This window comes from Streptomyces rugosispiralis, assembly GCF_024505145.1.
In the GTDB taxonomy this organism is placed as follows: Bacteria; Actinomycetota; Actinomycetes; order Streptomycetales; family Streptomycetaceae; genus Streptomyces; species Streptomyces rugosispiralis.
In genome coordinates this window covers 111079-135226 of record NZ_JANIAA010000020.1, presented here as the reverse complement: position 1 = coordinate 135226, position 24148 = coordinate 111079, and the positions used below count along the sequence as shown (strand labels likewise).

Below are 24148 nucleotides of genomic sequence, written 5' to 3'. Positions count from 1 at the left end.
AGCGAGTGTTACTCGCCACGGTCCTGGTTGTGAAGGGATCTGTCGGGATTGGCGCCGTCACCGGCGGGATTCCGCCGTCGCGCGCCGGAGTGCGCGCCCGCCGCGTTGATCCGGGCGGGTGATCCTTTCCCCTCATGGCCGTCTCCATGGCCCTCTCGGCGTGCTGTCCCTTGAACCGTCGCTTTGAGTGAGGAGTATATGCGATCAGCGTCACACTATGCCAAATGCGCATATATCCGTCACCCTGCGGAGGTACGAGCCATGCCCATCACCAGGAGCCGCCGCGCCATGCTGCTCGCCGCGGGAGTGATGCTGCCGCTGCCCGTACTGACCGGCTGCAGTTCGGAGGACGACGGCCCGCCGCCGCGCGCCGCCTGGGACATCGCCTCCGCGCCCCGCTCCGGGACCGCCGGCACCGGCACCCTGCGCTGGGCCCTGGACGCGACGCCCAGCACGCTCAACGCCTTCCAGAAGACCGCGGACACGGGCACCCAGCGGATCGCGGGCGCCGTGCTGCCCTCCCTCTACACCCTCGACGCCCGCGGCCGCCCCCAGCGCAACGGCGACTATCTGACCTCCGCCGACGTCACCTCGACCGACCCCAAGCAGGTCGTGGTCTTCAAGCTCAACCCCAAGGCGGTGTGGAGCGACGGGCGCCCGATCGGCGCGGAGGACTTCCGGGCCCAGTGGAAGGCGCTGCGCGGCACCGACGAGAAGTACGGGACGGCGCGCAACGCCGGATACGACCGGATCGCGAAGGTCGAACCGGGGGACAAGGAGCACGAGGTCAAGGTCACCTTCGCCAAGCCGTACACCGACTGGCGCTCGCTGTTCACCCCGCTGTACCCGAAGAGCGTGATGGGCAACCCGGCGGTCTTCACCGCGGCGGCGAGCAAGGGGCTCGCGGTCGGCGCCGGGCCGTTCATGGTCCGCCGGGTCACGGACTCCGAGGTCACCCTCGTCCGCAACCCCCGCTGGTGGGGCGACCGGGCGCGGCTGAGCCAGATGGTCTTCCAGGCGGTCCCGGCCGAGAAGCGGGCCGAGGCGCTGATCGCCGGGCGGCTGGACCTGGCCGAGGTGGACCGGACCACCGCCCGGCGCATCCAGGCCACCGCCCCGGGCAAGAAGGCCGCGGGCCCCGGGCGGGGCTCCTCTGCCCCGGGCAAGGCGGGCGCCCCGGAACCGTCCACCGGCGGCCGGGAGACGGCGGAGGCGACGCGTAACGGGGAGGCGGCCACCGGGACGACGTCTACCGGGGAGGCGTCCACCGGGGCGGCGCGGGAAGAGGCGGGCGCCCAGGGCGGGGCCGCCGGCGACACCGACAAGAACCGGTCGCGGACCCGGGCGCTGAGCAGGTTCACCCTGCGCAAGGCCCTGGACCCCGCCTACACCCAGCTCGCCCTCAACGGCACCAAGGGCCCGCTCGCCGATGAGCGGGTGCGCCGCGCGGTGGCCCGCGCGATCGACCGCAAGGCCCTGGCGAGGCTGGTGCTCAAGCCGATGGGGCTGCCGTCCGAGCCGCTCGGCAACCATCTGCTGATGGCGGGCCAGCCGGGCTACAAGGACCACAGCGGCGCCCTCGGCGACCCGGACACCAACGCCGCGCAGTCGCTGCTCGCCGACGCGGGCTGGCGGGCGGGCGGCACCGGCCGGCAGAAGGCGCTGGACGGCAAGACGGACGACCGGGGCAGCCGGCACGGCGCCCCGACCACCACCGGGGGCTCCACGAACCCCGCCTCCGAGAGCGCCTCCGGCGCCCCGCCCGCGGCCGGTGACGCCGGACGGTCCGGACGGCTCCGGGAGACGGCCGTCGTACGGAAGAAGGGACGGCCGCTGGTGCTGCGCTTCGTCCTCCCCGACGACCGGACCGGTGCCCGGCTGAGCACGGTCGGCGAGCGCATCGCGCGGATGCTGGAGAAGATCGGCGTACGGACCGAGATCACCAAGGTCCCCGGTGAGAGCTACTTCCGGGACCACATCGCCACCGGCGACTACGACCTGGCCCTCTACTCCTGGCCCGCCTCCGCCTACCCGGCCACCGACGCCCGCCCCATCTACGCCAAGCCGCAGCCGGCGGCCGACGGCTCCCTGGTCGTCGAGCAGAACTACACCCGGGTGGGCACCGACCAGATCGACCAGCTTTTCGACCAGGCGCTCTCCGAGCTGAACGGCGGCGCCTCGCGCTCGCTGGTCAGCCGGGCCGACGCGCGGATCTGGGCGGCGGCCGGATCGATTCCGCTCTATCAGCGCCCCCAGCTGATCGCGATGCGCAAGGGCCTGGTCAACGCGGGCGCCTTCGGCTTCGCCACGCCCCGCTACCAGGACATCGGCTTCCGCCGCTAGGGGACGCCTGCGGCGGGCTCTTTAGCAGCCCTTGGTATCGGGAACGGGCGGGGCGAACGGCGGGGCGAACGGCGAGGCGAACGGGCAGGTGACCGGCGCGGGGACGGGGTGCGGGACGGGCTGCGGCATCCGGCCCCGCGCCGTCCCCGTACCATGGGGGTGAGGCCGAGGCGTGATCAGCCCGGCGGAAGGCGCGCCGCCCAAGGAGCGCGCCGCCACCCAACAACCGGGAGAAGCGCGCTTTCATGCCCACGCGCCACGATATCCGTAACGTCGCCATCGTCGCCCACGTCGACCATGGCAAGACGACCCTCGTCGACGCCATGCTCAAGCAGGCGGGCGCGTTCGCCGCCCACCAGCAGGTGGACGACCGGGTCATGGACTCCAACGACCTGGAGCGCGAGAAGGGCATCACCATTCTCGCGAAGAACACCGCCGTCAAGTACCACCCGGCGGACGGCGGCGACCCCGTCACCATCAACATCATCGACACCCCCGGCCACGCCGACTTCGGCGGTGAGGTCGAGCGCGGTCTGTCCATGGTCGACGCGGTGGTCCTGCTGGTGGACGCCTCCGAGGGGCCGCTGCCGCAGACCCGCTTCGTGCTGCGCAAGGCGCTCCAGGCCAAGCTGCCGGTGATCCTGTGCATCAACAAGACGGACCGCCCGGACTCCCGGATCGACGAGGTCGTGAACGAGGCGTACGACCTCTTCCTGGACCTGGACGCGACCGAGGAGCAGATCGAGTTCCCGATCGTCTACGCGTGTGCCCGTGACGGTGTGGCCTCGCTGACCAAGCCGGAGGACGGCACCGTCCCGGCCGACAGCGACAACCTGCAGCCGTTCTTCTCCACCCTGCTGGACACCGTCCCGGCGCCCGAGTACGACGCGGCCGCCCCGCTCCAGGCGCATGTCACCAACCTGGACGCGGACAACTTCCTCGGCCGTATCGCGCTGCTCCGGGTCGAGCAGGGCGAGCTGAAGAAGGGGCAGACGGTCGCGTGGATCAAGCGCGACGGCACCATCTCCAACGTCCGGATCACCGAGCTGATGATGACCGAGGCGCTCACCCGCAAGCCCGCCGAGGTGGCGGGCCCCGGTGACATCTGCGCGGTCGCGGGCATCCCGGACATCATGATCGGCGAGACCCTGGCCGACCCGGAGAACCCGATCGCGCTGCCGCTGATCACCGTCGACGAGCCCGCGATCTCGATGACCATCGGCACCAACACCTCCCCGCTGGTCGGCCGCGGCCCCGGCGGCAAGGGCGCCGACAAGTCCGCCGTGAAGGACCGCAAGGTCACCGCGCGGCTGGTCAAGGACCGGCTCGAGCGCGAGCTGATCGGTAACGTCTCGCTGCGCGTGCTGCCCACCGACCGCCCGGACGCCTGGGAGGTGCAGGGCCGCGGCGAGCTGGCGCTGGCGATCCTGGTGGAGACCATGCGCCGGGAGGGCTTCGAGCTCACCGTCGGCAAGCCGCAGGTGGTCACCCGTGAGGTCGAGGGCAAGGTCCACGAGCCGATCGAGCGCATCACCATCGATGTGCCCGAGGAGCACATGGGTGCGGTCACCCAGCTCATGGGCACCCGCAAGGGCCGGATGGACAACATGTCCAACCACGGCTCCGGCTGGGTCCGCATGGAGTTCATCGTCCCCTCCCGCGGTCTGATCGGCTTCCGCACCGAGTTCCTGACCGCGACCCGCGGCACCGGTATCGCCCACTCCATCCACGAGGGCCACGAGCCGTGGTTCGGCGAGCTGAAGACCCGTAACAACGGCTCGCTGGTGGCCGACCGCTCCGGCGCGGTGACCGCCTTCGCGATGACCAACCTCCAGGAGCGCGGGGTGCTGTTCACCTCGCCGGGCACCGAGGTGTACGAGGGCATGATCGTCGGTGAGAACTCCCGCTCCGACGACATGGACGTCAACATCACCAAGGAGAAGAAGCTCACCAACATGCGGTCCTCCACCGCGGATGTGACCGAGTCCTTGGTCCCGCCGCGGCTGCTCTCGCTCGAGCAGTCCCTGGAGTTCTGCCGCGACGACGAGTGCGTCGAGGTGACGCCGGAGACGGTGCGGATCCGCAAGGTGGTGCTGGACCAGAAGGAGCGCGCCCGCACCGCCGCCCGCGCCAAGCGCTGACGCCCGCGCCAAGCGCTGACGCCCGCGCCAAGCGCTGACGCGTGCGCCCGGTCGCGGGGCGCCGAGGCTCACCCGCCGGGCGCCCCTGCGCACTACGGCGTCGATCACGGAGCGTAGGCGCCCCACCGTGCCTCGGTGAGCTGCCCACGGCCCGGACCCACCGCCTCCACGGCGGGGGGCCGGGCTGTTCCCATGTCAGCAACGTGCCAGTCAAGCGGTTATCCGGATCTCCCTGTCCGGATATCGGCGTCCGGGCTCCGCATGATGTGTTAACAGTCCGTTTCGCGTGTGTCTGTCTGGGGCAGTTTTGTCCGGATTTCGAAGCTCCGCGCGTAGATGCTGTGACCAAAGCGAGACCCATAAGGTGTGGTTTAAGGGCCGGACGTGCTCAATCATGGGGTCCATTGAGCTCGGGTCAATGGGTCACACGCTGTGGGGAGCGCGGACCTACGAGCGCATCTGGGGGGTTCCGGTCCCTTTCGCTGTCAGGGGTGTCAGCGTGTCTCCGGGCGCCCCCTCTCGTAGTGACAGTGGACTCCTGAGGAGGCAAACCCATGCGCGGTGCGCAGAGCGCCAAGTGGGTCGCGTTGGCAGCAGTTGTGGCACTCGCCGCGACCGCCTGTGGTGGCAACGACAGCGACAGCGGCAGCAATGACATGAACAAGGGCACGGCGGACCCGAACGGGATACTCACCGCCCAGCTGAGCGAGCCGCAGAACCCGCTGCAGCCGGCGAACGCCAAGGAGAGCCAGGGCAGTCGCGTCCTCAAGCAGATCTTCGCCGGGCTGGTGGACTACGAGCCCGGCACCGGCAAGCTGGTGTACGTCAACGCCGAGTCCGTCACCCCCAACAAGGACTCCTCCGTCTGGACCGTCAAGCTCAAGCCGGGCTGGAAGTTCCACAACGGCGAGACCGTGACCGCCAAGTCCTACGTGGACTCCTGGAACTGGTCGGCCAACGTCGAGAACAACCAGACCAACTCCAGCTGGTTCCAGGACATCAAGGGCTACTCCGACGTCCACCCGGACAAGGGCAAGCCCAAGGCCGACAAGATGTCCGGCCTGAAGGTCGTCAACGACAACGAGTTCAAGATCGAGCTCAACAGCTCGGTCTCGTACTTCGCCTACAAGCTGGGCTACGACGTGTGGGCCCCGCTGCCCACGGGCTTCTTCAAGGACCCCAAGGGCTTCGGTGAGAAGCCGGTCGGCAACGGTCCCTACAAGTTCATCTCCTGGGACCACAAGAAGATGATCAAGGTCCGCAAGTTCGACGGCTACCAGGGACCGAACAAGGCCAAGAACGGCGGCATCGACTTCAAGAACTACACCACCGCCGACGCCGCCTACTCGGACCTGCGCTCCAACAACCTCGACTGGATCGAGCAGGTCCCGACCACCGCGCTGACCAACTACAAGACCGACCTGGGCAAGCGCGCGATCGACGAGGAGTACTCGGCGGTCCAGTCGATCGTCCCGGCCTTCTACACCAAGCAGTTCAAGGACATCGACCCCAAGGTCATCCAGGGTCTGTCCATGGCGATCGACCGTGACACGATCACCAAGACCGTGCTCCACGGCTCCCGCACCCCGGCCGACAGCTATGTCGCCCGCGGCGTGCTCGGCTACAAGGCCGGCGCGCTCAAGGAGCAGGTCACCTACGACCCGGCCAAGGCCAAGTCCCTCATCAAGGAGGGCGGCGGGGTCCCGGGCAACAAGATCTCGATCCAGTACAACGCCGACCAGGACCACAAGCCCTGGGTGGACGCGGTCTGCAACAGCATCCGCAAGGCCACCGGCGTCGACTGCGTCGGCGACTCCAAGCCCGACTTCCAGGCCGACCTGAACGCGCGTGACAAGCACCAGGTCAAGTCGATGTACCGCGGTGGCTGGGTGCTCGACTACCCGGTCAACTCGAACTTCATGAGGGACCTCTACGGCTCCAAGGCGGCCGGTAACACCAGCGGTTACGCCAACAAGCAGTTCGACGAGCTCGCTGCCAAGGCCGACAAGGCCGCCACCCTCGACGAGACCGTGAAGCTCTACCAGCAGGCGGAGCAGGTTCTCGCGAAGGACATGCCGGCGATCCCGCTGTGGTTCTACAAGGTCAACAGCGGCCAGTCCAACAAGGTCCTCGGGAAGATCCCCTACGGCCAGGACGGCGACCCCATCTTCACCGACGTCCAGGTGAAGAAGAAGTAATCATCGGGACCGCCGGCCGGTGCCGCCGCTCCTCCCACCGGGGAGCGGCGGCACCGGCCCGCAGGCGTGAGGCCCGCAGCTCATCCCCCCACCCGCGTGGCGCAGACGAGACGTGGCCTCCGCCGCCCCCCAACGGCATGGAGGCATAATGGGGCGCTACGTCGCCAGGCGACTGCTCCAGATGATCCCGGTCTTCATCGGGACCACACTGATTATTTTCCTCATGGTCCACGTACTGCCCGGTGACCCCATCCGGGCGATGTGGGGCGACAAGGCCGCGGACCCCGCGCAGGTCGCGTCCCTCCGCCATGAGTTCGGGCTGGACCAGCCCCTGTGGAAGCAGTACATCGACTACATGGTCGACCTCTTCAAGGGCGACTTCGGCAAGACCTTCGGCGGCCGTCCGGTCTCCGAGGAAATGGGGATGGCCTTCCCGGTGACCCTCCGCCTCGCGGCGGTGGCCCTCACCATCGAGATCATCATCGGCATCGGGCTCGGTGCCTGGGCCGGTCTCAAGGCGGGCCGCGCCGCCGACACCGGCGTACTGATCTTCACGCTGATCGTCATCTCGATGCCGGTCTTCGTCCTCGGCTACCTCGCCCGGTTCATCTTCGCCGACGAGCTCGGCTGGCTGCCACCGAACGTCCAGGACTCGATGAACCTCCAGCAGCTCCTGCTGCCAGGGTTCGTTCTCGCGATGCTCTCCATGGCGTATGTGGCCCGGCTGACCCGGACCACCTTCGCCGAGAACCTGCGCGCCGACTACATGCGCACCGCGCTCGCCAAGGGGCTGCCGCGCCGCCGGATCGTCGGCGTCCATCTGCTGCGCAACTCGCTGATCCCGGTGGTCACCTTCCTCGGCACCGACGTCGGCGCACTGGTCGGTGGCGCGGTGGTCACCGAGGGCATCTTCAACGTCCAGGGCGTCGGCAATCTGCTCTTCAAGGCGCTCGGGCAGCGTGAGGGCACCACCATCGTCGGGGTCGTGACCATCTTCGTCCTCGTCATCCTGCTGATCAACCTGCTCGTCGACCTGCTGTACGCGGTCCTGGACCCGAGGATCCGGTATGCCTGACGTGACCAAATCCCAGTCCGGCGGCGCGGCAGTCGACACGGCGGTCGACGCCGTGGCCCCGCCGACCGAGGTGGACACCGCCTCCGCCGCCGGCCCCGCCCCCCAGGGCAAGCCGCGCTCGCTGTGGGGCGACGCCTGGTTCGAACTCCGCCACCGCCCGCTGTTCTGGATCTCGGCGGTGCTGCTGGTGCTGCTGCTGGCCATCGCGGCGTTCCCCGGGATGTTCACCAGCGCCGAGCCGCGCAACGGCGATCTGACCAACCACTTCCTGACCAAGCCGGAGCTGACCCACTTCTTCCAGGCCGACTGGTTCGGCTACGACGGCCAGGGCCGCTCGATCTACGCCCGGGTCATCTACGGCACCCGCGCCTCGATCCTCGTCGGCGTCGGTGTGACCGCGGTGGTGACCTTCTTCGGCGGTCTGCTGGGCATGGCCGCCGGGTACTTCGGCGGCTGGATCGACTCGGTCATCTCCCGGATCGTCGACATCTTCTTCGGTCTGCCGTTCCTGCTCGGCTCGATGGTCGTCCTGAACGCCTTCACCGAGCGCAAGGTGTACGTGGTGATCGCGGCCCTGGCCTTCCTCGGCTGGACCACCATCGCCCGGGTGATGCGCAGTTCGGTGATCACCGCCAAGCAGGCGGACTACGTCACCGCGGCGCGTGCCCTCGGCGCCGGGACCGGCCGGATCCTCTTCCGGCACGTCCTGCCGAACGCGCTGGCCCCCACCATCGTGGTGGCCACCATCTCCCTCGGCGCCTACATCTCGGCCGAGGCCACGCTGTCCTTCCTCGGTCTCGGCCTCGCCGACCCCACCATCTCGTGGGGCATCGACATCTCCGACGCCAAGGACGCCATCCGGGACAACCCGCATGTGATGCTGTTCCCGGCCGGAATGCTGAGCCTCACGGTCTTCGCATTCATCACGCTCGGCGACGCGGTGCGCGACGCCCTCGACCCCAAGCTGCGCTGAGGAGGGCGTACGTGACCACCATCGAGAAGACCGCGGACGACGCCGTCCGCGAGGGCGCCGGAGACGACGGCAGCCCGCTGCTGGAAGTCCGCGACCTGCATGTGGAGTTCCACACCCGGGACGGTGTCGCCAAGGCCGTCAACGGCGTCAACTACAGCGTCCGCGCTGGTGAGACGCTCGCCGTCCTCGGCGAGTCCGGCTCCGGCAAGTCGGTGACCGCCCAGGCGATCATGGGCATCCTCGACATGCCGCCCGGGAAGATCCCGCAGGGGCAGATCCTGTTCCGGGGCGAGGACATGCTCACCATGGCGGGCGAGGAGCGCCGGAAGATCCGCGGCCGCAAGATCGCCATGATCTTCCAGGACGCGCTCTCGGCGCTGAACCCGGTGCTCTCCGTGGGCTATCAGCTCGGCGAGATGTTCCGGGTCCACCAGGGCCTGTCCAAGAAGGAAGCCAAGGTCAAGGCCATCGAGCTGATGGACCGGGTCCGCATCCCGGCGGCCAAGGAGCGGGTGAGCGACTATCCGCACCAGTTCTCCGGCGGTATGCGCCAGCGCATCATGATCGCCATGGCGATGGCGCTGGAGCCGGATCTGATCATCGCCGACGAGCCGACCACGGCGCTGGACGTGACCGTCCAGGCCCAGGTGATGGACCTGCTCGCGGAGCTCCAGCGCGAGTACCACATGGGTCTGATCCTGATCACCCATGACCTGGGTGTGGTGGCGGACGTCGCCGACAAGATCGCCGTGATGTACGCGGGCCGGATCGTCGAGACCGCGCCCGTGCACGAGCTCTACAAGCGCCCGGCCCACCCGTACACCCGCGGTCTGCTGGAGTCCATCCCGCGTCTGGACCGCAAGGGCCAGGAGCTCTACGCGATCAAGGGGCTGCCGCCCAATCTGCTCAAGATCCCCACGGGCTGCGCCTTCAACCCGCGCTGCCCGAGGGCCGAGGACATCTGCCGTACGGATGTCCCCGCCCTGGTGCCGGTCACCGAGCAGGACGGCACGGAGCTGCCGGGCCGCGGCAGCGCCTGCCACTTCTGGAAGGAGACCCTCCATGGCTGACACCGAGAAGAACGAGCAGGCCATGGAGCCGGCCGCGGACGCCACCCCCAATGTCACGGAGGTGGAGACGGTCGAGGCGGCCACCGAGGACGAGGCGGTCGCCGCGCTCGAGGCCAAGGTCGACCGGGGTGAGCCGATCCTCCAGGTGCGCAATCTGGTCAAGCACTTCCCGCTGACCCAGGGCATCCTCTTCAAGCGGCAGATCGGCGCGGTCAAGGCAGTCGACGGCATCTCCTTCGACCTCTACCAGGGCGAGACCCTCGGCATCGTCGGCGAGTCCGGCTGCGGCAAGTCCACCGTCGCCAAGCTGCTGATGACCCTGGAGACCGCCACCGCGGGCGAGGTCTTCTACAAGGGCCAGGACATCACCCGGCTGTCGGGCCGCGCGCTGCGGGCCGTACGCCGCAACATCCAGATGGTGTTCCAGGACCCGTACACCTCGCTCAACCCCCGGATGACGGTGGGCGACATCATCGGGGAGCCCTTCGAGATCCACCCCGAGGTGGCCCCGAAGGGCGACCGGCGCCGCAAGGTCCAGGAACTCCTGGACGTGGTCGGCCTCAACCCCGAGTACATCAACCGCTATCCGCACCAGTTCTCCGGCGGCCAGCGCCAGCGCATCGGCATCGCGCGCGGCCTCGCCCTCAACCCGGAGATCATCATCTGCGACGAGCCGGTCTCCGCGCTCGACGTGTCCGTCCAGGCACAGGTCATCAACCTGATGGAGGGGCTGCAGGACGAGTTCAACCTGTCCTACATCTTCATCGCCCACGACCTGTCCATCGTCCGGCACATCTCCGACCGGGTCGGCGTGATGTACCTGGGCAAGATGGCCGAGATCGGCTCCGACACCGAGATCTACGACCACCCGACGCACCCCTACACCCAGGCGCTGCTGTCGGCCGTCCCGGTCCCGGACCCGGAGTCGCGCGAGGGCCGGACGCGCATCATCCTCACCGGCGACGTCCCCTCCCCGGCCAACCCGCCCTCCGGCTGCCGCTTCCGCACCCGCTGCTGGAAGGCCGAGGACAAATGCGCCAAGGAGGTCCCCCTCCTCGCCATCCCCGAGCGCTTCGCCGGTACGGACTCGCCCGCGGCGCACGAGTCGGCATGCCACTTCGCGGAGGAGAAGGACGTGGTCCACGCCTAGCGCTATCGCGCGGGCCGCGGTTTGAACGGCGAGGGCCGCCCGGGACGTGATCCACGTCCCGGGCGGCCCTCGCCGTCGTTCAGGCCGCGACCTCGCGACGCGCGGCGTCCAACAGCAGTCCGATCTCGGCTGAGGCCCACCGGGCATCTTCGATGCTGGGTGCTTCGGCGACGGCCGCCTCCAACTCATGGAGCCGTCGGGCCCGTTCGGGATCGCGCCGTAGGCTGCGGCATCCCGTCGCCGGAGTCCCATACGGTGACCCGGAAGTCGGACGGCGCGGGCTCCCAGTCCATGCTGACGTACGCGTCGGTGGTGGTGTTCCGGTACGCGTTGGTGACCAACTCCGACACGAGCAGTTCGGCCGTGTCCACGATGCAGTCGAGCCGCGCCGCCCGGAGGATATGGCGGATGGTGGCCCGCACGACGCCCACGGCGCGTGGGTCGTGCGGGATGAACAGGCCGTAGGACCAGGGCTCTTCGGGCATGCGCATGGGGCAGCCTCCAGGTGAGCGGGAAGTGCGCAAGCTGCGCGAGCGAGCCGGGCTGACCGTCGGAGAGGCGGCGCGCCTGATGGAGATGCACAGTCCGCATCTGAGCAACGTCGAGGCGGGGCGCACGAGTCTGTCGCCCGAACGGCTCGGCATGCTGGCGCACGCAGTGGAGGGTACAACTGAAACCTTCTTGGCCGCCTTGCAATACGCCACGGCGGTCCACGGCAGCGGCTTCTCGGAAGCTGTACGCGAAGTGCAGGACCGGGCCATCGAGTTCAGGCTGCGGCGCCAGCTGGTTCTGTCGGGCGAGCGGCCTCCCCCGGCTGCCCAACGTCACCATCCAGATCGTGCCCACCGACAACGAGGGAAGCGCGGCCTTCAGCCACCCCTTCATGGTGATCGAACCGAGCGTGGCGGAGTTGAGTACAGTGCTCGTGGACCAGTTCGGCGGATCGGAGTTCCTCGACGACCTGGATGCGGTCACCGACTACCGGCAGTCCTTCCAACGGCTGAGCGAGCTGGCCCTGCCGTCTATCGACGCCGAAGCCGCGCCGGAGGCCCGGACCGGGAAAGATTCAGCCAACTGCGTGGAACTCGCCGCCGACTCCGTCGGCACCACCCACCTCCGTGAGAGCGACGACCCGGAGGTCGTCATAGCCACGACCCCCGCCACGCTCCGCGCGTTTCTGCGGGCGGCGAAGGCGGGGGAGTTCGACCGGCTCGGCGGCTGATCGCCGCCATGACGATCACTTGGGCGTGTAGCAGACCCGGTGGGCCGAGATCCAGACCTTGTAGGTCTTACCGTGGTGCGTGACTGTCTTGGTGTGGGCCTTGACGTCCTTGCAATGCTTGCCCTTCATGGTGGGCGACGGTGTGGGCGAGGGCGTGGCCCCATTCCGGGGGACGTCCGCCTTGACGTGCGTCACCGACGCGGTGGGCGTCGCGAAAGCGGCACCCGGGGCGGCCACTGCCGCGCCACCGGCCAGCACAGCTGCCGCGGCACCGGTTGCCAGCGTACGTACGATCGAGTTCCGCATCACGGTCACCTTCTCGGATTGTCTCTTAACTGCCTCGTTTCATTGTTCGCCCGCTTCTGGCGGGGATGCATGTGGATCAGTGCGGGGCTCCGGAGCGGGGCCGTAGGTGGCGGTGGGCGCGGCCGTGGACCAGGCCCAGTGGCGGTCGCCGTACGACCAGTGCCACCACTCGGTGGCGTAGTTGACCATGCCGGCCGAGGACAGCGCCTCGATCATGATCGCCCTGTGCTCACGGGCCCGTGGGGACAGGCCAGGGGCGTGGGTGTAACAGGCCCCGCCGCTCTCCTCCGGTGTCGCGGCCTCCGGGCTGCCCATCCGCAGCGTGGCCGCGTAGCCGTCGAAGATCTGCCGCTGGAGCGCCGGGGGCCGGTAGCCCTCGATGAGCAGCCACCGCCAGCCGTTCGGCAGCGACTTCTCGGCCCGCTCCAGCCGTTCGGCGACCCCGGCCCCTCGGTGCGCGAAGTGTCCCGCGGGATCGGCTCGCCGGGCGTCCACGCGCAGTCGTCCCCGGCAGTCGACCAGCGGTTCGCCGCATTCGCGTACCGGCACCGCTCCCACACGTGGGTCGCTGATCAGGACGAACCGCGGATCTGTGGGGAAGGGCGAGTTGGTCATGGGTCGTTCCTAGGGTCCTCGGGCGGGCCGGTCCGTCGCCCCACAACCTGCCCCTCTCCTCACTCGGGTGAACCGAGCCCGGCGGGCGCCCGGAACGCGCACTCCGCCGCGAACGGTCGCTCCCCAGATCCACGACCCCCGCCGCGCTCGGCGCGTTCCTGCGGGCCGCGAAGGCGGGGGACACCAGGCCGCCCTTCCCAAAGTGCTTGATCTGGCGCAACTAATTCATCAAACGATTTCCAGAGGGGTACCCCACCCCGGGCGATCCGTTGCCGGTCCGGCGGCCCGGAAACGGCCTCGGCCCCCGAGCACCGGCGCCGCCACCAACGCCCACCCTCAGAGCCGCCGCCACCGACGCCCACCCCCAGAGCCCGGCGCCCGGCGGCGGCGCCCAGCCCCCCACCCCCCGACCCATGCTCAAATGCGCCGAAGGCGCGAGACGGCGCCGCGCCCTGCCTCGTAGGGTCATGGCATGACCGCCCCTCACTCACCGGCCTATCAGGAGTACTACACCCGCACGCCCCTTCAGCTGGTCGATCAGGCCCGGCTCACCGCCGCAGTCCAGGCGTTCGCGCCCCAAGTTCAGCTGCGAGTCCACCCGGTGCACCGGGAGCGACCAGGGCAGGGCGGCGCGGTGGGGCGGGGGTCCGGCGCGAGCATATTCGACATCTTGCCCTGAACATCATGCCCTGACCTCCGCGCGCTCCTCCGCGAAGTGGCACGCCGAGGCGTGGGCGGCCGGGCCCGCCAGGCCCGTCGGCACCGCCAGCACCGGCACCTCCGTCGCGCAGCGGTCCTGCGCCTTCCAGCAGCGGGTGCGGAAGCGGCAGCCGGAGGGCGGGTTGGCCGGGGAGGGGACGTCGCCCGCCAGGAGGATGCGGGGCGGACGGGTGCGCGGCTCCGGATCGGGGACCGGGACGGCCGACAGCAGGGCCTGGGTGTAGGGGTGCGTCGGATGGTCGTAGATCTCCCGGCCGGTGCCCGTCTCGGCGAAGCGGCCCAGGTACATCACGGCGACCCGGTCCGAGATGTGGCGGACCACCGACAGGTCGTGGGCGATGAAGATGTAGGAGAGGTCGAACTCGTCCTGAAGGCTCTCCATCAGATTGACCACCTGCGCCTGGACCGAGACGTCCAGCGCCGAGACCGGTTCGTCCGCGACGATGATCTCCGGTCGTAGCGCCAGTCCCCGGGCGATGCCGATGCGCTGGCGCTGGCCGCCGGAGAACTGGTGGGGGTAGCGGTTGATGTGCTCGGGGTTCAGCCCCACCACGTCCAGGAGTTCCTGGACCGCCCGCCGCCGGTCGCCCTTCGGGGCCACCTCGGGGTGGATCTCGAAGGGCTCCCCGACGATGTCGCCCACCGTCATCCGGGGGTTGAGCGAGGTGTACGGGTCCTGGAACACCATCTGGATGTTGCGGCGTACGGCCCGCAGCGCCCGGCCCGACAGCCGGGCGATGTCCTCGCCCCGGTAGTGGATCGTCCCGGCGGTCGGCCGTTCCAGGCTGACCAGCAGCTTGGCGACGGTGGACTTGCCGCAGCCGGACTCGCCGACGATGCCGAGGGTCTCCCCGCGCCGCAGGGCGAAGGAGACCGTGTCGACCGCCCGGACCGCGCCGATCCGCCGCTTCACCAGCACCCCCCGCGTCAGCGGATAGTGCTTGGCGAGGTCGCGGACCTCGAGGACCGGCTCGGTGGTCCGGCTCTCAGACATTGACGGCGTCGAGGGCATCGAGTTCGTCCTTCCAGAAGTGGCAGGCGCTGGTCCGCCCGCCGGACGCGGGGGCCGCGCCCGCCGCCGGCACCTCGTACAGCGGCGGCCGTTCGACGCGGCAGACCTCCTGGGCGCGCGGGCAGCGGGGGTGGAAGGGGCAGCCGGAGGGCAGGGCGAGCGGGCTGGGCGGCGCGCCCTTGATCGCGTAGAGCCGCTCGCCCCGGTGGTCCACGCGCGGCACGGAGTCCAGCAGTCCGCGGGTGTACGGGTGGGCGGGGCGGCGGTAGAGGTCGCGCACCGGCGCGGTCTCCACGATCCGCCCCGCGTACATCACGGCGATGGTGTCGGCCACGTCCGCGACCACGCCCAGGTCATGGGTGATGAGGACCAGCCCCATCGCGTACTCCCGGCGCAGCTCCGCGAGCAGCTCCATGACCTGCGCCTGCACCGTGACGTCCAGCGCGGTCGTCGGCTCGTCGGCGATGATCAGGTCCGGCTCCAGCGCCATCGCCATGGCGATCATGATGCGCTGGCGCATCCCGCCGGAGAACTGATGCGGATAGTCCCCGGCCCGCTGCGCCGCCGCCGGGATGCGCACCCGGTCCATCAGCTCGACCGCCCGCCGCCGGGCGTCCTTGCGGGACATCCCCAGGTGCACCTCGTACATCTCGGCGAGCTGGGCGCCGACGGGAACCACCGGGTTGAGGGCGGAGAGCGCGTCCTGGAAGATCATCGCCATCGCGGCGCCCCGGATCCGGCGGCGCTCCTCCGCGCCCATCGTCAGCAGATCGCGCCCCTGGAACAGCACCTGGCCGCCGGTGATCCGGCCGGGCGGGGAGTCGAGGATGCCCATGATCGCCTGGGCGGTCACCGACTTGCCGGAGCCCGACTCGCCCAGCACGGCCAGCGTCCGGCCGGCGTCGACGGCGTACGAGACACCGCCGACGGCCTCGGCGATCCCGTCCCGGGTGCGGAATTCCACGCGCAGGTCCCGTACGTCCAGCAGGCGGGCGGCCATGGCTAGCGCAGCTTGGGGTCGAGGGCGTCGCGCACCGCGTCGCCGAGCATGATGAACGCGAGCACCGTGATGGACAGCGCCCCGGCCGGCCACAGCAGCATATGGGGGGCGTTGCGGATCTGGGCCGCGGCCGAGGAGATGTCGATCCCCCAGGAGACGGTGGGCGGTTTGAGCCCCACGCCGAGGAACGACAGCGTGGCCTCCAGCGAGATGTAGGTGCCCAGCGCGATGGTCGCGACGACGATCACGGGCGCCACGGCGTTCGGCGCGATATGGCGCAGCAGCGTCCGGCCGCTGCTCGCGCCGAGCACCCGTGCCGCCTGGACGTAGTCGTGCTCCTTGACGGTCACCACCGAGCCGCGCGCGATCCGGGAGATCTGCGGCCAGCCCAGCAGCACGATGAAGCCCACCACCGGCCAGACCGAGCCGCTGGTGACCACCGACAGGAAGACCAGCCCGCCCAGCAGGATCGGGATGCCGAAGAAGACATCGGCGATCCGTGAGAGCAGCGCGTCCCACCAGCCGCCGAAGTACCCGGCGAGCCCGCCCAGCGCGCTGCCCAGCAGCGCCGCGCCGAGGGTGGCGCAGATGCCGACGGTGATGGAGGCGCGGGCGCCGTAGACCGTGCGGGTGTAGACATCGCGGCCCTGGAGGTCGTAGCCGAAGGGGTGGCCGGGGGCCGGGCCGTCCTGCGCCTTGGCGAGGTCGCCGTGGTACGGGTTTCCGCTCGCGATCAGTTGCGGCCAGATCGCGATCACGACGAGGAAGAGGATGATCAGCGCGGAGACGATGAAGATCGGATTGCGGCGCAGATCGTGCCAGGCGTCGGTCCACAGCCCCCGTCCGGTGGGCGCGGCCGGTCCGCCGAGGCGGCGGCCGGGCTCCTTGCGCCAGGGCAGCGGGAGGCGCCAGGGGCCGCGCGGTGGCCCGCCGTTCAGGATTGACCCGCCCTTCAGGGCCTGCGGGCCGGACGCGGCGGGGTCCACCGGACCGCCACCGCCACCGCCACCACCGCCGCCGCCGGCCGGTGCGATCGCCTCGGTCATGTCGTAGCGCGGGTCAAAGGGCTCAGGCATACCGGATCCTCGGGTCGAGCACGGCGTAGAGGAGGTCGACGAGCAGATTGGCGAGCAGGAAGACGATCACCAGGATGGTCACGAAGCCGACGACGGTCGGCGAGTTCTGGCGCAGGATGCCCTGGTAGAGCTGGTAACCCACACCATGGATGTTGAAGATCCGCTCGGTGACGATGGCCCCGCCCATGAGCGCGCCGATGTCCGTGCCGATGAAGGTCACCACCGGGATCAGCGAGTTGCGCAGCAGATGGCGGGTGACGATCCGATGGCGCGGCAGCCCCTTGGCCACGGCGGTGCGGACGTAGTCGGCGCGGGCGTTCTCCACGATGGAGGTGCGGGTGAGACGGCTGGTGTACGCGAGCGACACCAGCCCCAGCACCACCCCGGGCAGCAGCAGTTCGGTCAGCGGCGCCTCCGGCGAGACCGACGGACTGGCCCAGCCCCAGCGCACGCCGAACAGATACTGCAGCACCGTGCCGCTGACGAAGGTCGGGACCGAGACCACGACCAGGGTGAGCAGCAGCACCGAGGTGTCAAGGCCCCGGCCCCGGCGCAGCCCGCTGAGGACGCCCAGGGTGATCCCCAGCGCCATCTCGAAGGCGACCGCGACGAGGGTGAGCCGGAGGGTGACCGGGAACGCGCTCGCCATCAGCTCGGTCACCGGCTGCCCGTTGAAGGCAGTACCGAAGTGGCCGCTGAAGATCTGCCCCATGTAGTGCGCGTACTGCCGCCACAGCGGCTCGTCCAGATAGAGGTCCTTACGGATCCGGGCGGCGGTGGCGGGGTCGGGGGCCTTGTCGCCGAAGAGCGCGGCCACCGGATCGCCGAGCGCGTACACCATGAAGAAGATCAGGAACGTGGAGCCGATGAAGACCGGGATCATCTGCAGCAGCCGCCGCAGCGTATAGCGGCCCATGGCTCAGCCGACCCTGATCTGTGCGTAGACCGGCACGCTGAACTGATTGAGCGCCACCTCGCTGAGCCGCCGCGAATAGCCCGCGCTGCCGTTCTGGTACCACAGCGGGATCGCGGGCATCTGCTCGGCGAGGATCTTCTCCGCGTCCCGGAACCCCGCGATGGCCCGGCCGTCCGCGGAGGCGGCGTTGGCCTGGTTCACCAGCCGGTCGAAGCCGGTGTCGCTGAAGTGGCCGTCGTTGGAGGATGCGCCGGTGTAGTACAGCGGCTGGAGGAAGTTCTGGATCAGCGGATAGTCCATCTGCCAGCCGGCCCGGAACGGCCCGGTCATCTTCTTCCCCGCCATCTTGTTGCGGTAGTCGGCGAAGGTGCCGACCGGTTTGCCGACACAGGCCCGGTCGTTCCGCAGCACGGTGTTGACGCTGTTGCAGACCGCGTCCACCCAGTCCTTGTGGGAGCCGGTGTCGGCGTTGTACGTGATCGTCATCCGGCCGCCGGGCAGCCCGCCGCCCGCCTTGATCAGCTTGCGCGCCCGGACCGGGTCATAGCGGCAGGCGTCCCCGCACAGCCCCGGCTCATAGCCGCCCTGGCGGCGCAGCACCGGGGAGGTCCAGTCGGTCGCGGGGGTGCGGGTGCCCTGAAAGATCCGCTCGGTGATCTGCGCGCGGTTGATCGCCATCGAGATCCCCCGGCGGACCTTGGCCTTGGCCGGACCGCTCCAGGTGCGGTCGTACATCGGGAAGGTGAGGGTCTGGATGATCCCGGCGGGCTGGTTGATGTAGCGGTTGCCGAGATCGGAGTGGACGAACTTCAGCTGCTGCGCCGGGACGTCGTCGACCAGATCGAGATTGCCCGCCTGGAGATCGGTGTAGGCGGTGTTGCTATCGGTGTAGACGCGTAGGTCGACGCCTTTGTTACGGGCCTTGTCCGGGCCGACGTAGCCGTCCCAGGCGCGCAGCTTCATCACCGAGCCCTTGGCGTACGACCGCACCTGGTACGGGCCGTTGCCGATGGGCTTCCTCAGCCAGCCGGCGTGGTTCGCGAAGAACGCCCGGGGCAGCGGCGCATAGGCGTTGTAGCCGAGCGTCTTGGGCCAGGTGGAGAACTTCTGGGTGAGCCGGACGGTGAAGGTCCGGTCGTCCCTGACCCGCAGCCCGGAGAGGGTTTTGGCGGTGGGGGCGCCGCCGGAGGCGGGGTGGACCTTGTCGTAACCCTCGATGTACTCGAAGAAGTAGGCGTTGCGCTGCTTGTGGTCGATCCGGGCGCCGTAGTTCCAGGCGTTCACGAAGGACGCGGCGGTGACCTTCTCCCCGTTGGCGAACCGTCGGCCCTTCTTGAGGGTGATGGTGTAGTTCCGCTGGTCGGAGCTGTCGATCCGCTCCGCGAGCGCGTCCTTGGCCTCGCCGGTCCTCGGGTCGTAGCGCTTGAGCCCGCGGAAGATCATGTCGAGGACCTTGCCGCCCTGGACGTCATTGGTGTTGGCGGGCTCCAGCGGGTTGGGGGGATCGCCCCAGGAGGAGCGGATGACACCGGCGTCGGAGCCGCCGTCCCCGCCGCCGCAGGCCGTCACGGTGGTCGCGGTGGTAATGATCAGGACGACGGCGGGCACGGAGTGCCGGGCACGCAGGGAATACGGGACTCCGCGACGCATGGCGCCTCCCGACGATCCGGTCCAAGATCGGCCTCACGGGGCATCCGGCGGATCTTTCCCCCTCCCCGCCCCTTCCCGAAACTGGGGCTCCGCCCCAGACCTCGGGGTCCAGGGGCGAAGCCCCTGGTTTCGGGAAGGGGCGGGGAGGGGAGTAGCCCGCCGCAGGCGGCAAGATCCGTCGGACACCTAGGCCCATCTGACATCCGCCGGGGCGGTGGCGCACGTCGATGACCGCTGTCCGGGGGTGGCGGGGGCGTCGCGGACGCTCCCTGTCCGCGACGGCGCCTACCGTGCGGCCCATGGAGATCCGTCCCTTCCGCATCGCCGTCCCCGAAGCCGACCTCGACGATCTGCGCCGCCGCCTGGAACGCACCCGCTGGCCGGAGCGGCTCCCGGGGACCGGCTGGTCCGATGGGGCGTCGCTCGACCACGTCCGTGAGCTGGCCGGGTACTGGGCCACCGGGTTCGACTGGCGGGCGCGAGAGGCGCGGTTGAACACGTTCCCGCAGTTCACGACCGAGATCGACGGTCAGCGGGTGCACTTCCTCCAGGTCCGCTCGCCCGAGCCGGCTGCCCTGCCGCTGCTGATCACCCATGGCTGGCCGGGTTCGGTCGCGGAGTTCACCGAGGTCATCGGCCCGCTGACCGATCCGCGCGGACACGGCGGCGACCCGGCCGACGCCTTCCACGTCGTCATCCCGTCACTCCCCGGTTTCGCCTTCTCCGCCCCGCCCCGCGAGCCCGGCTGGGGCATCCGCCGCATCGCCACCGCGTGGACGGAGCTGATGCGGCGCCTGGGGTACGAGCGCTACGGCACCCAGGGCGGCGACTTCGGCTCGCTGATCTCTCCCGAGGTGGCCCGGGTGGCACCGAACCGGGTCGTCGGCGTCCACGTCAACGCCCTGGTGACCGCGGGGTCGGCCGACCCGGCCGGGCTGGATGGGCTGACCCCGGTGGAGCGCTCCCGGCTGGCCGGGCTCGAACGCCGGCGCCGCGAGCTGTCCGGCTACGCCGCCATCCAGGGCACCCGCCCCCAGACCCTGTCCTACGGCCTCGCCGACTCGCCCGTCGGCCAACTGGCCTGGAACGTGGACTGGTTCGCCGCCTACGGCGACAAGCCCGAGGCCCTCGACCGCGACGCGGTCCTGACCAACGTCTCCCTGTACTGGTTCACCAACACGGCGGGCCCCTCCGCCCGCCTCTACAAGGAGGCCGCCCCGGCCTGGGGCGCACCGCCCGAGCGCTCCGGGGTCCCCACCGGCGTCGCGGTCTTCCGGGGCGACAACGCGATCCGCCGCCTCGCCGAGCCATGGCATGCGATCACCCACTGGTCGGAGTTCGAGACGGGCGGCCACTTCGCGGCGATGGAGGTCCCGGGGCTGCTGGTGGACGACGTTCGGACGTTCTTCCGCGACCTGCGCTGACCTGCGCTGACCTACTCTGACCGGCCCTGACCGGCCCTGGCCTGGGGTGACCGGCCCTGACCGTGGCGAGACCGGCCTCGGGGAACGTCATTTCGCCAGGATCGCGCTCGCGACGACGTCGAAGAGGTGATCGGCGCGCGGTGCCAGCGCGGGTTGGTCGCCGAGCCATGCGAGCGCCGCGATCAGCGCGAACAGATCGGTGCCGTCGATGTCGGTCCGTGCCGTGCCCGCGTCCTGGGCACGGGTGAGCAGCCGCGTGCCGGCCGCGCGGAGGGTGACGCACGACGCGTGGAGCGCGGATTCGGTGTCCTCGATGGCGGCCGCCATCAGCACGGTCACGCCCCGGTACTCGGTTGTCCACGCGACGCAGTCGCGCAGCCACGAGACGAGAGCGTCCTCGGGCGAGCCCGACGTCTCGAGCTCGCCCGCCCGTGCCGTCAGCTCGTCGAAGCTCGTGTGGAGCAGGGCCTCGAGCAGCGCCTCGCGGGTCGGAAAGTGGCGGAGCAGCGTCGCGAGCCCCACACCGGCCTTGCGTGCGATGTCGCGCAGCGACGCCTCGACGCCCTGTTCGGCGATGACGGTGCCCGCGACTGAGAGCAGGTGGTCACGGTTCTTCCTGGCGTCGGCCCGCATCTGTCCCTCTTGACTGTCCGGCTTGACTATCCGGATCGGTGGTCCATATATTCGGATCAGTGGTTCGGAAATGTGGACCACTGATCCGATCAGCGTATCCCGCGACGCGGGCAGGAGAAAATGATGTCGACACGCACGATGAGGGCGATCCGGCTGCACGACTTCGGCGGCCCCGAGGTGCTGCGTCATGAGGAGGTGCCGGTCCCCGAGCCGGGGCCGGGCGAGGTGCTCATCCGCGTGCACGCGGTCGGCCTCAACCCTCCCGACTGGTACGTGCGCGAGGGAATGCCCGACATACCTGCCGAGCTCAAGCCCCCGTTCGCGCTCCCCCTGATCCCGGGGACCGACGTCTCGGGCGTCGTGGCGGCCGTCGCCGCCGACGTCACCGGCTTCGCGGCGGGAGACGAGGTGATCGGCATGCTGCGCTTCCCCATCGCGCTCCAGGGCGGCGCGTACGCCGAGTACGTCACCGCGCCGGCCTCCGACCTCGCCCGCAAGCCGGCCGCCGTCGACCATGTGCACGCCGCCGGTCTGCCCATGTCGGGGCTGACGGCGTGGCAGTTCCTGATCGAACTCGGGCACGACCACCCCTCGCCGTTCCAGGCGGCCCGGCACCGCCCGGTGGCGCTCGACGACGGGACCACGGTGCTCATCAACGGCGCCGCCGGTGGCGTGGGGCACCTCGCTCTCCAGCTGGCCAAGTGGAAGGGGGCCCGCGTCATCGCCGTGGCCTCCGGCGCCCATGAGACGTTCCTGCGCGAACTCGGCGCCGACGAGTTCATCGACTACACCGAGGAGCGGCCCGAGGAGGCCGTCCGTGATGTCGATCTCGTCCTGGACACCGTCGGCGGCCCCCACAGCAGGCGCTTCCTGCGCACCCTCAAGCGCGGCGGGTCCCTCTTCCCGGTGTACTTCGGCGAGTTCGACGACGAGGAGAACGCCAGGCTGGGCGTCACGGTCACGGGCACCCAGGTCCGCTCGAGCGGTGCGCAACTCGCCGAACTGGGATCCCTGCTCGACGCGGGCACGGTTCGCGTCGCGGTGGACAGCGCGTTCCCGCTCGCGGATGCCCGAGCGGCGCACGAACGCGCGGCCCGAGGACATATCCAAGGCAAGATCGTGCTCACGGTCGCCTAGGGTCTAGACCCTAGGCACGAGCCGTTCGGACGCGCGGCGAGGCCGGGGACATCGCTCCCCGGGAGGGGCCGGGCGCGTCCCGCGGATGATGGGCCGCCCGTAGCCGAGGCGAATTCTCCGCCCGGCGTTCGGCGGTCACGCGGTCACCAGGGGCGCGGGACCACCTCGGCGCCGACCGGCTGGAGGGCGAGGGCCGGGCGGGGGTGGACCTGGTCCGGGGTGCTCAGCTCCAGCCGGAAGCGGCGCCAGATGTCGGCCACCAGGTGGACGGTCTCGGTGGTGGCCACGGCGGCTCCCACGCAGACACGGGGGCCGAGCCCGAAGGGGAAGTACGAGCCGCGCGGCACCGAGGAGGGGCCGCCGCCCAGCCAGCGCTCGGGGCGGAACGCCTCGGCCTCCTCCCAGAACCGCGGATCGCGGTGGGCCACCCACTGGCTGACGGTGACGGTGGTCCCGGCGGGGATCAGATAGCCGCCGAAGTCGAGGTCCTCCCGCGCGTCCCGGCTGGTCAGCCAGACCGGGGGGTAGAGGCGCAGCGCCTCGCGGACGACGGCGTGGGTGTAGGGCAGGGCCTCCATCCGGGAGAGCCCGGCGGGGGTGGTGGCGAAGGCGGCGTCGGCCTCGGCCCGCACCCGCTCGGCGATCCGGGGGTGCCGGGCCAGCAGGACGCTCGTCCAGACCACCGCGTCATTGGTGGTCTCGAAACCCGCCATGATCAAGGTGGCCAGCTCGTCCCGGAGTTCCTCCGGTGTGGGGGCGGGGGTGCCGTGGACGAGGGCGTGCAGCACGGGGGCGCGCTCCGGGTCGTTCGCGGCGGGGGAGGCGGCCAGGGCGCGCAGGGTGCGGTCGATCCGGGCCATCGAGCGGCGGATGCGCAGCTTGCGCGGGGTCGGCACCCACTCGGGCAGCAGGACCGGCGAGGTCGACAGGTCCATGATGGGCGCCACCAGCCGGGCCACCTCGGCGGTGTCCCGGTCGCTGAACTCGTCCCCGAACATCAGCTGGGTGACCAGCCGCAGGGTCACCACGGCGATGTCGTCCTGGAGCGTACGGGCCTGGCCGGGCCGCCAGGTGCGCAGCAGCTTCTCGCCCTGGGCGTCCACGATTTCGGCCGCCCTGGTGGACAGCGACCGCCCGAACGCCGGTTGCAGCCGGTGCCGTTTGGCCTTCCACCGGTCGCCGTCGCTGTTCATGGTGGAGTGCGGAAAGCCCTGCCGCCGCGAGCCGCGCCGGGTGTCCGCGCTGGCCTTGGAGAACAGGGAGTCCCGGTCGACCAGCATCTTCTCCACGTCGCCGGGGTCGGTCAGCAGCACGTTGTTCTCGCCGAGCCGGACCACGTCGCCGTAGCGGCGCGAACAGTCGGTCAGAAAGCCCAGTGGGTCGGAGGAGAAGGCGTGCAGATTGCCGAGGTACTTGTCCCCGGAGGGGCCCGGCAGGTCGGTGCGGTACGGAGCGGCGGTCATGGACGTCCCCTCGGATCGTGGCCG

General features: G+C 70.2%; 21 protein-coding genes and 1 pseudogene. 12 read left to right on the top strand and 10 right to left on the bottom strand.

Going from position 1 to position 24148, the window contains the following annotated elements; genetic code table 11:
* The first annotated feature begins 261 nt into the window (after positions 1 to 261).
* From NP777_RS26915 to NP777_RS26885, 7 genes are all read left to right on the top strand, one after another.
* Entirely contained in the window at positions 262 to 2343 is a 2082-nt protein-coding gene (locus NP777_RS26915; RefSeq protein WP_256652766.1) for an ABC transporter family substrate-binding protein, read from the top strand.
* A gap of 245 nt (positions 2344 to 2588) precedes the next feature.
* Positions 2589 to 4484 (top strand): translational GTPase TypA, encoded by a 1896-nt coding sequence (gene typA / locus NP777_RS26910; protein ID WP_256652765.1) that lies wholly within the window; start codon positions 2589 to 2591, stop codon positions 4482 to 4484.
* A 554-nt stretch (positions 4485 to 5038) separates the two neighbouring features.
* Positions 5039 to 6682: a peptide ABC transporter substrate-binding protein gene (locus NP777_RS26905; protein ID WP_256652764.1), complete on the top strand. Its 1644-nt coding sequence runs from the start codon at positions 5039 to 5041 to the stop codon at positions 6680 to 6682.
* Positions 6683 to 6830: 148 nt separating this feature from the next.
* On the top strand, positions 6831 to 7757 hold the full coding sequence (locus NP777_RS26900; protein ID WP_256652763.1) for an ABC transporter permease: 927 nt from the start codon (positions 6831 to 6833) through the stop codon (positions 7755 to 7757).
* A complete protein-coding gene (locus NP777_RS26895; protein WP_256652762.1) occupies positions 7750 to 8730 on the top strand; it encodes an ABC transporter permease in 981 nt (326 codons plus the stop codon). Before NP777_RS26900 ends, NP777_RS26895 begins: the two co-directional genes overlap by 8 nt.
* Before the next feature lie 11 nt (positions 8731 to 8741).
* Positions 8742 to 9800: an ABC transporter ATP-binding protein gene (locus NP777_RS26890; RefSeq protein WP_256652761.1), complete on the top strand. Its 1059-nt coding sequence runs from the start codon at positions 8742 to 8744 to the stop codon at positions 9798 to 9800.
* Entirely contained in the window at positions 9793 to 10950 is a 1158-nt protein-coding gene (locus tag NP777_RS26885) for an ABC transporter ATP-binding protein (protein WP_256652760.1), read from the top strand. Before NP777_RS26890 ends, NP777_RS26885 begins: the two co-directional genes overlap by 8 nt.
* Before the next feature lie 185 nt (positions 10951 to 11135).
* Here the strand turns inward: NP777_RS26885 and NP777_RS26880 are convergent, their stop codons facing one another.
* A complete protein-coding gene (locus NP777_RS26880; RefSeq protein ID WP_256652759.1) occupies positions 11136 to 11441 on the bottom strand; it encodes an ATP-binding protein in 306 nt (101 codons plus the stop codon).
* On the opposite strand from NP777_RS26880, the pseudogene NP777_RS48165 reads away from it, so the two are divergent.
* Together NP777_RS48165 and NP777_RS48160 are read left to right on the top strand one after the other, a co-directional pair.
* Positions 11434 to 11550, top strand: a pseudogene (locus NP777_RS48165) (hypothetical protein); the annotation flags it as partial. The gene NP777_RS26880 and the pseudogene NP777_RS48165 overlap by 8 nt on opposite strands.
* A 238-nt stretch (positions 11551 to 11788) precedes the next feature.
* Positions 11789 to 12172: a DUF397 domain-containing protein gene (locus NP777_RS48160; RefSeq protein WP_308405227.1), complete on the top strand. Its 384-nt coding sequence runs from the start codon at positions 11789 to 11791 to the stop codon at positions 12170 to 12172.
* A gap of 15 nt (positions 12173 to 12187) precedes the next feature.
* Here NP777_RS48160 and NP777_RS26865 read toward each other — a convergent pair whose 3' ends face one another.
* Both NP777_RS26865 and NP777_RS26860 read right to left on the bottom strand, forming a co-directional pair.
* Positions 12188 to 12478, bottom strand: coding sequence for a hypothetical protein (locus NP777_RS26865; RefSeq protein ID WP_256652758.1), 291 nt, complete (start codon positions 12476 to 12478; stop codon positions 12188 to 12190).
* 39 nt (positions 12479 to 12517) lie between these two features.
* On the bottom strand, positions 12518 to 13093 hold the full coding sequence (locus tag NP777_RS26860; protein ID WP_256652757.1) for a M15 family metallopeptidase: 576 nt from the start codon (positions 13091 to 13093) through the stop codon (positions 12518 to 12520).
* A gap of 472 nt (positions 13094 to 13565) precedes the next feature.
* Between NP777_RS26860 and NP777_RS26855 the strand changes: the two genes are divergently transcribed.
* On the top strand, positions 13566 to 13772 hold the full coding sequence (locus NP777_RS26855) for a hypothetical protein (protein ID WP_256652756.1): 207 nt from the start codon (positions 13566 to 13568) through the stop codon (positions 13770 to 13772).
* Between the two features lie 3 nt (positions 13773 to 13775).
* Here the strand turns inward: NP777_RS26855 and NP777_RS26850 are convergent, their stop codons facing one another.
* From NP777_RS26850 to NP777_RS26830, 5 genes are read right to left on the bottom strand one after another with little or no spacing between them, the layout of a single operon-like run.
* Positions 13776 to 14825 carry an ABC transporter ATP-binding protein gene (locus NP777_RS26850; protein WP_391858583.1) on the bottom strand — a complete coding sequence of 350 codons (1050 nt, stop codon included), beginning with the start codon at positions 14823 to 14825 and terminating at the stop codon, positions 13776 to 13778.
* On the bottom strand, positions 14800 to 15825 hold the full coding sequence (locus tag NP777_RS26845; RefSeq protein WP_256652754.1) for an ABC transporter ATP-binding protein: 1026 nt from the start codon (positions 15823 to 15825) through the stop codon (positions 14800 to 14802). Before NP777_RS26845 ends, NP777_RS26850 begins: the two co-directional genes overlap by 26 nt.
* Before the next feature lie 2 nt (positions 15826 to 15827).
* Entirely contained in the window at positions 15828 to 16901 is a 1074-nt protein-coding gene (locus NP777_RS26840; RefSeq protein ID WP_256652753.1) for an ABC transporter permease, read from the bottom strand.
* A complete protein-coding gene (locus NP777_RS26835) occupies positions 16894 to 17817 on the bottom strand; it encodes an ABC transporter permease (protein ID WP_256652752.1) in 924 nt (307 codons plus the stop codon). The genes NP777_RS26840 and NP777_RS26835 overlap by 8 nt, the downstream gene beginning before the upstream one ends.
* Positions 17818 to 17820: 3 nt before the next feature.
* Positions 17821 to 19467, bottom strand: a complete 1647-nt coding sequence (locus tag NP777_RS26830) for a peptide ABC transporter substrate-binding protein (protein WP_256652751.1) — start codon at positions 19465 to 19467, stop codon at positions 17821 to 17823.
* A 299-nt stretch (positions 19468 to 19766) separates the two neighbouring features.
* On the opposite strand from NP777_RS26830, the gene NP777_RS26825 reads away from it, so the two are divergent.
* Positions 19767 to 20891 (top strand): epoxide hydrolase family protein, encoded by a 1125-nt coding sequence (locus NP777_RS26825; protein WP_256652750.1) that lies wholly within the window; start codon positions 19767 to 19769, stop codon positions 20889 to 20891.
* Positions 20892 to 20978: 87 nt separating this feature from the next.
* On the opposite strand, the gene NP777_RS26820 is transcribed toward NP777_RS26825, so the two are convergent.
* On the bottom strand, positions 20979 to 21524 hold the full coding sequence (locus NP777_RS26820) for a TetR/AcrR family transcriptional regulator (protein ID WP_256652749.1): 546 nt from the start codon (positions 21522 to 21524) through the stop codon (positions 20979 to 20981).
* A gap of 123 nt (positions 21525 to 21647) precedes the next feature.
* Here NP777_RS26820 and NP777_RS26815 point away from each other — a divergent pair, with 123 nt between their 5' ends.
* On the top strand, positions 21648 to 22661 hold the full coding sequence (locus tag NP777_RS26815) for an NADP-dependent oxidoreductase (RefSeq protein WP_256652748.1): 1014 nt from the start codon (positions 21648 to 21650) through the stop codon (positions 22659 to 22661).
* A gap of 143 nt (positions 22662 to 22804) precedes the next feature.
* Here the strand turns inward: NP777_RS26815 and NP777_RS26810 are convergent, their stop codons facing one another.
* On the bottom strand, positions 22805 to 24124 hold the full coding sequence (locus NP777_RS26810) for a cytochrome P450 (RefSeq protein WP_256652747.1): 1320 nt from the start codon (positions 24122 to 24124) through the stop codon (positions 22805 to 22807).
* Between the last annotated feature and the right edge of the window lie 24 nt (positions 24125 to 24148).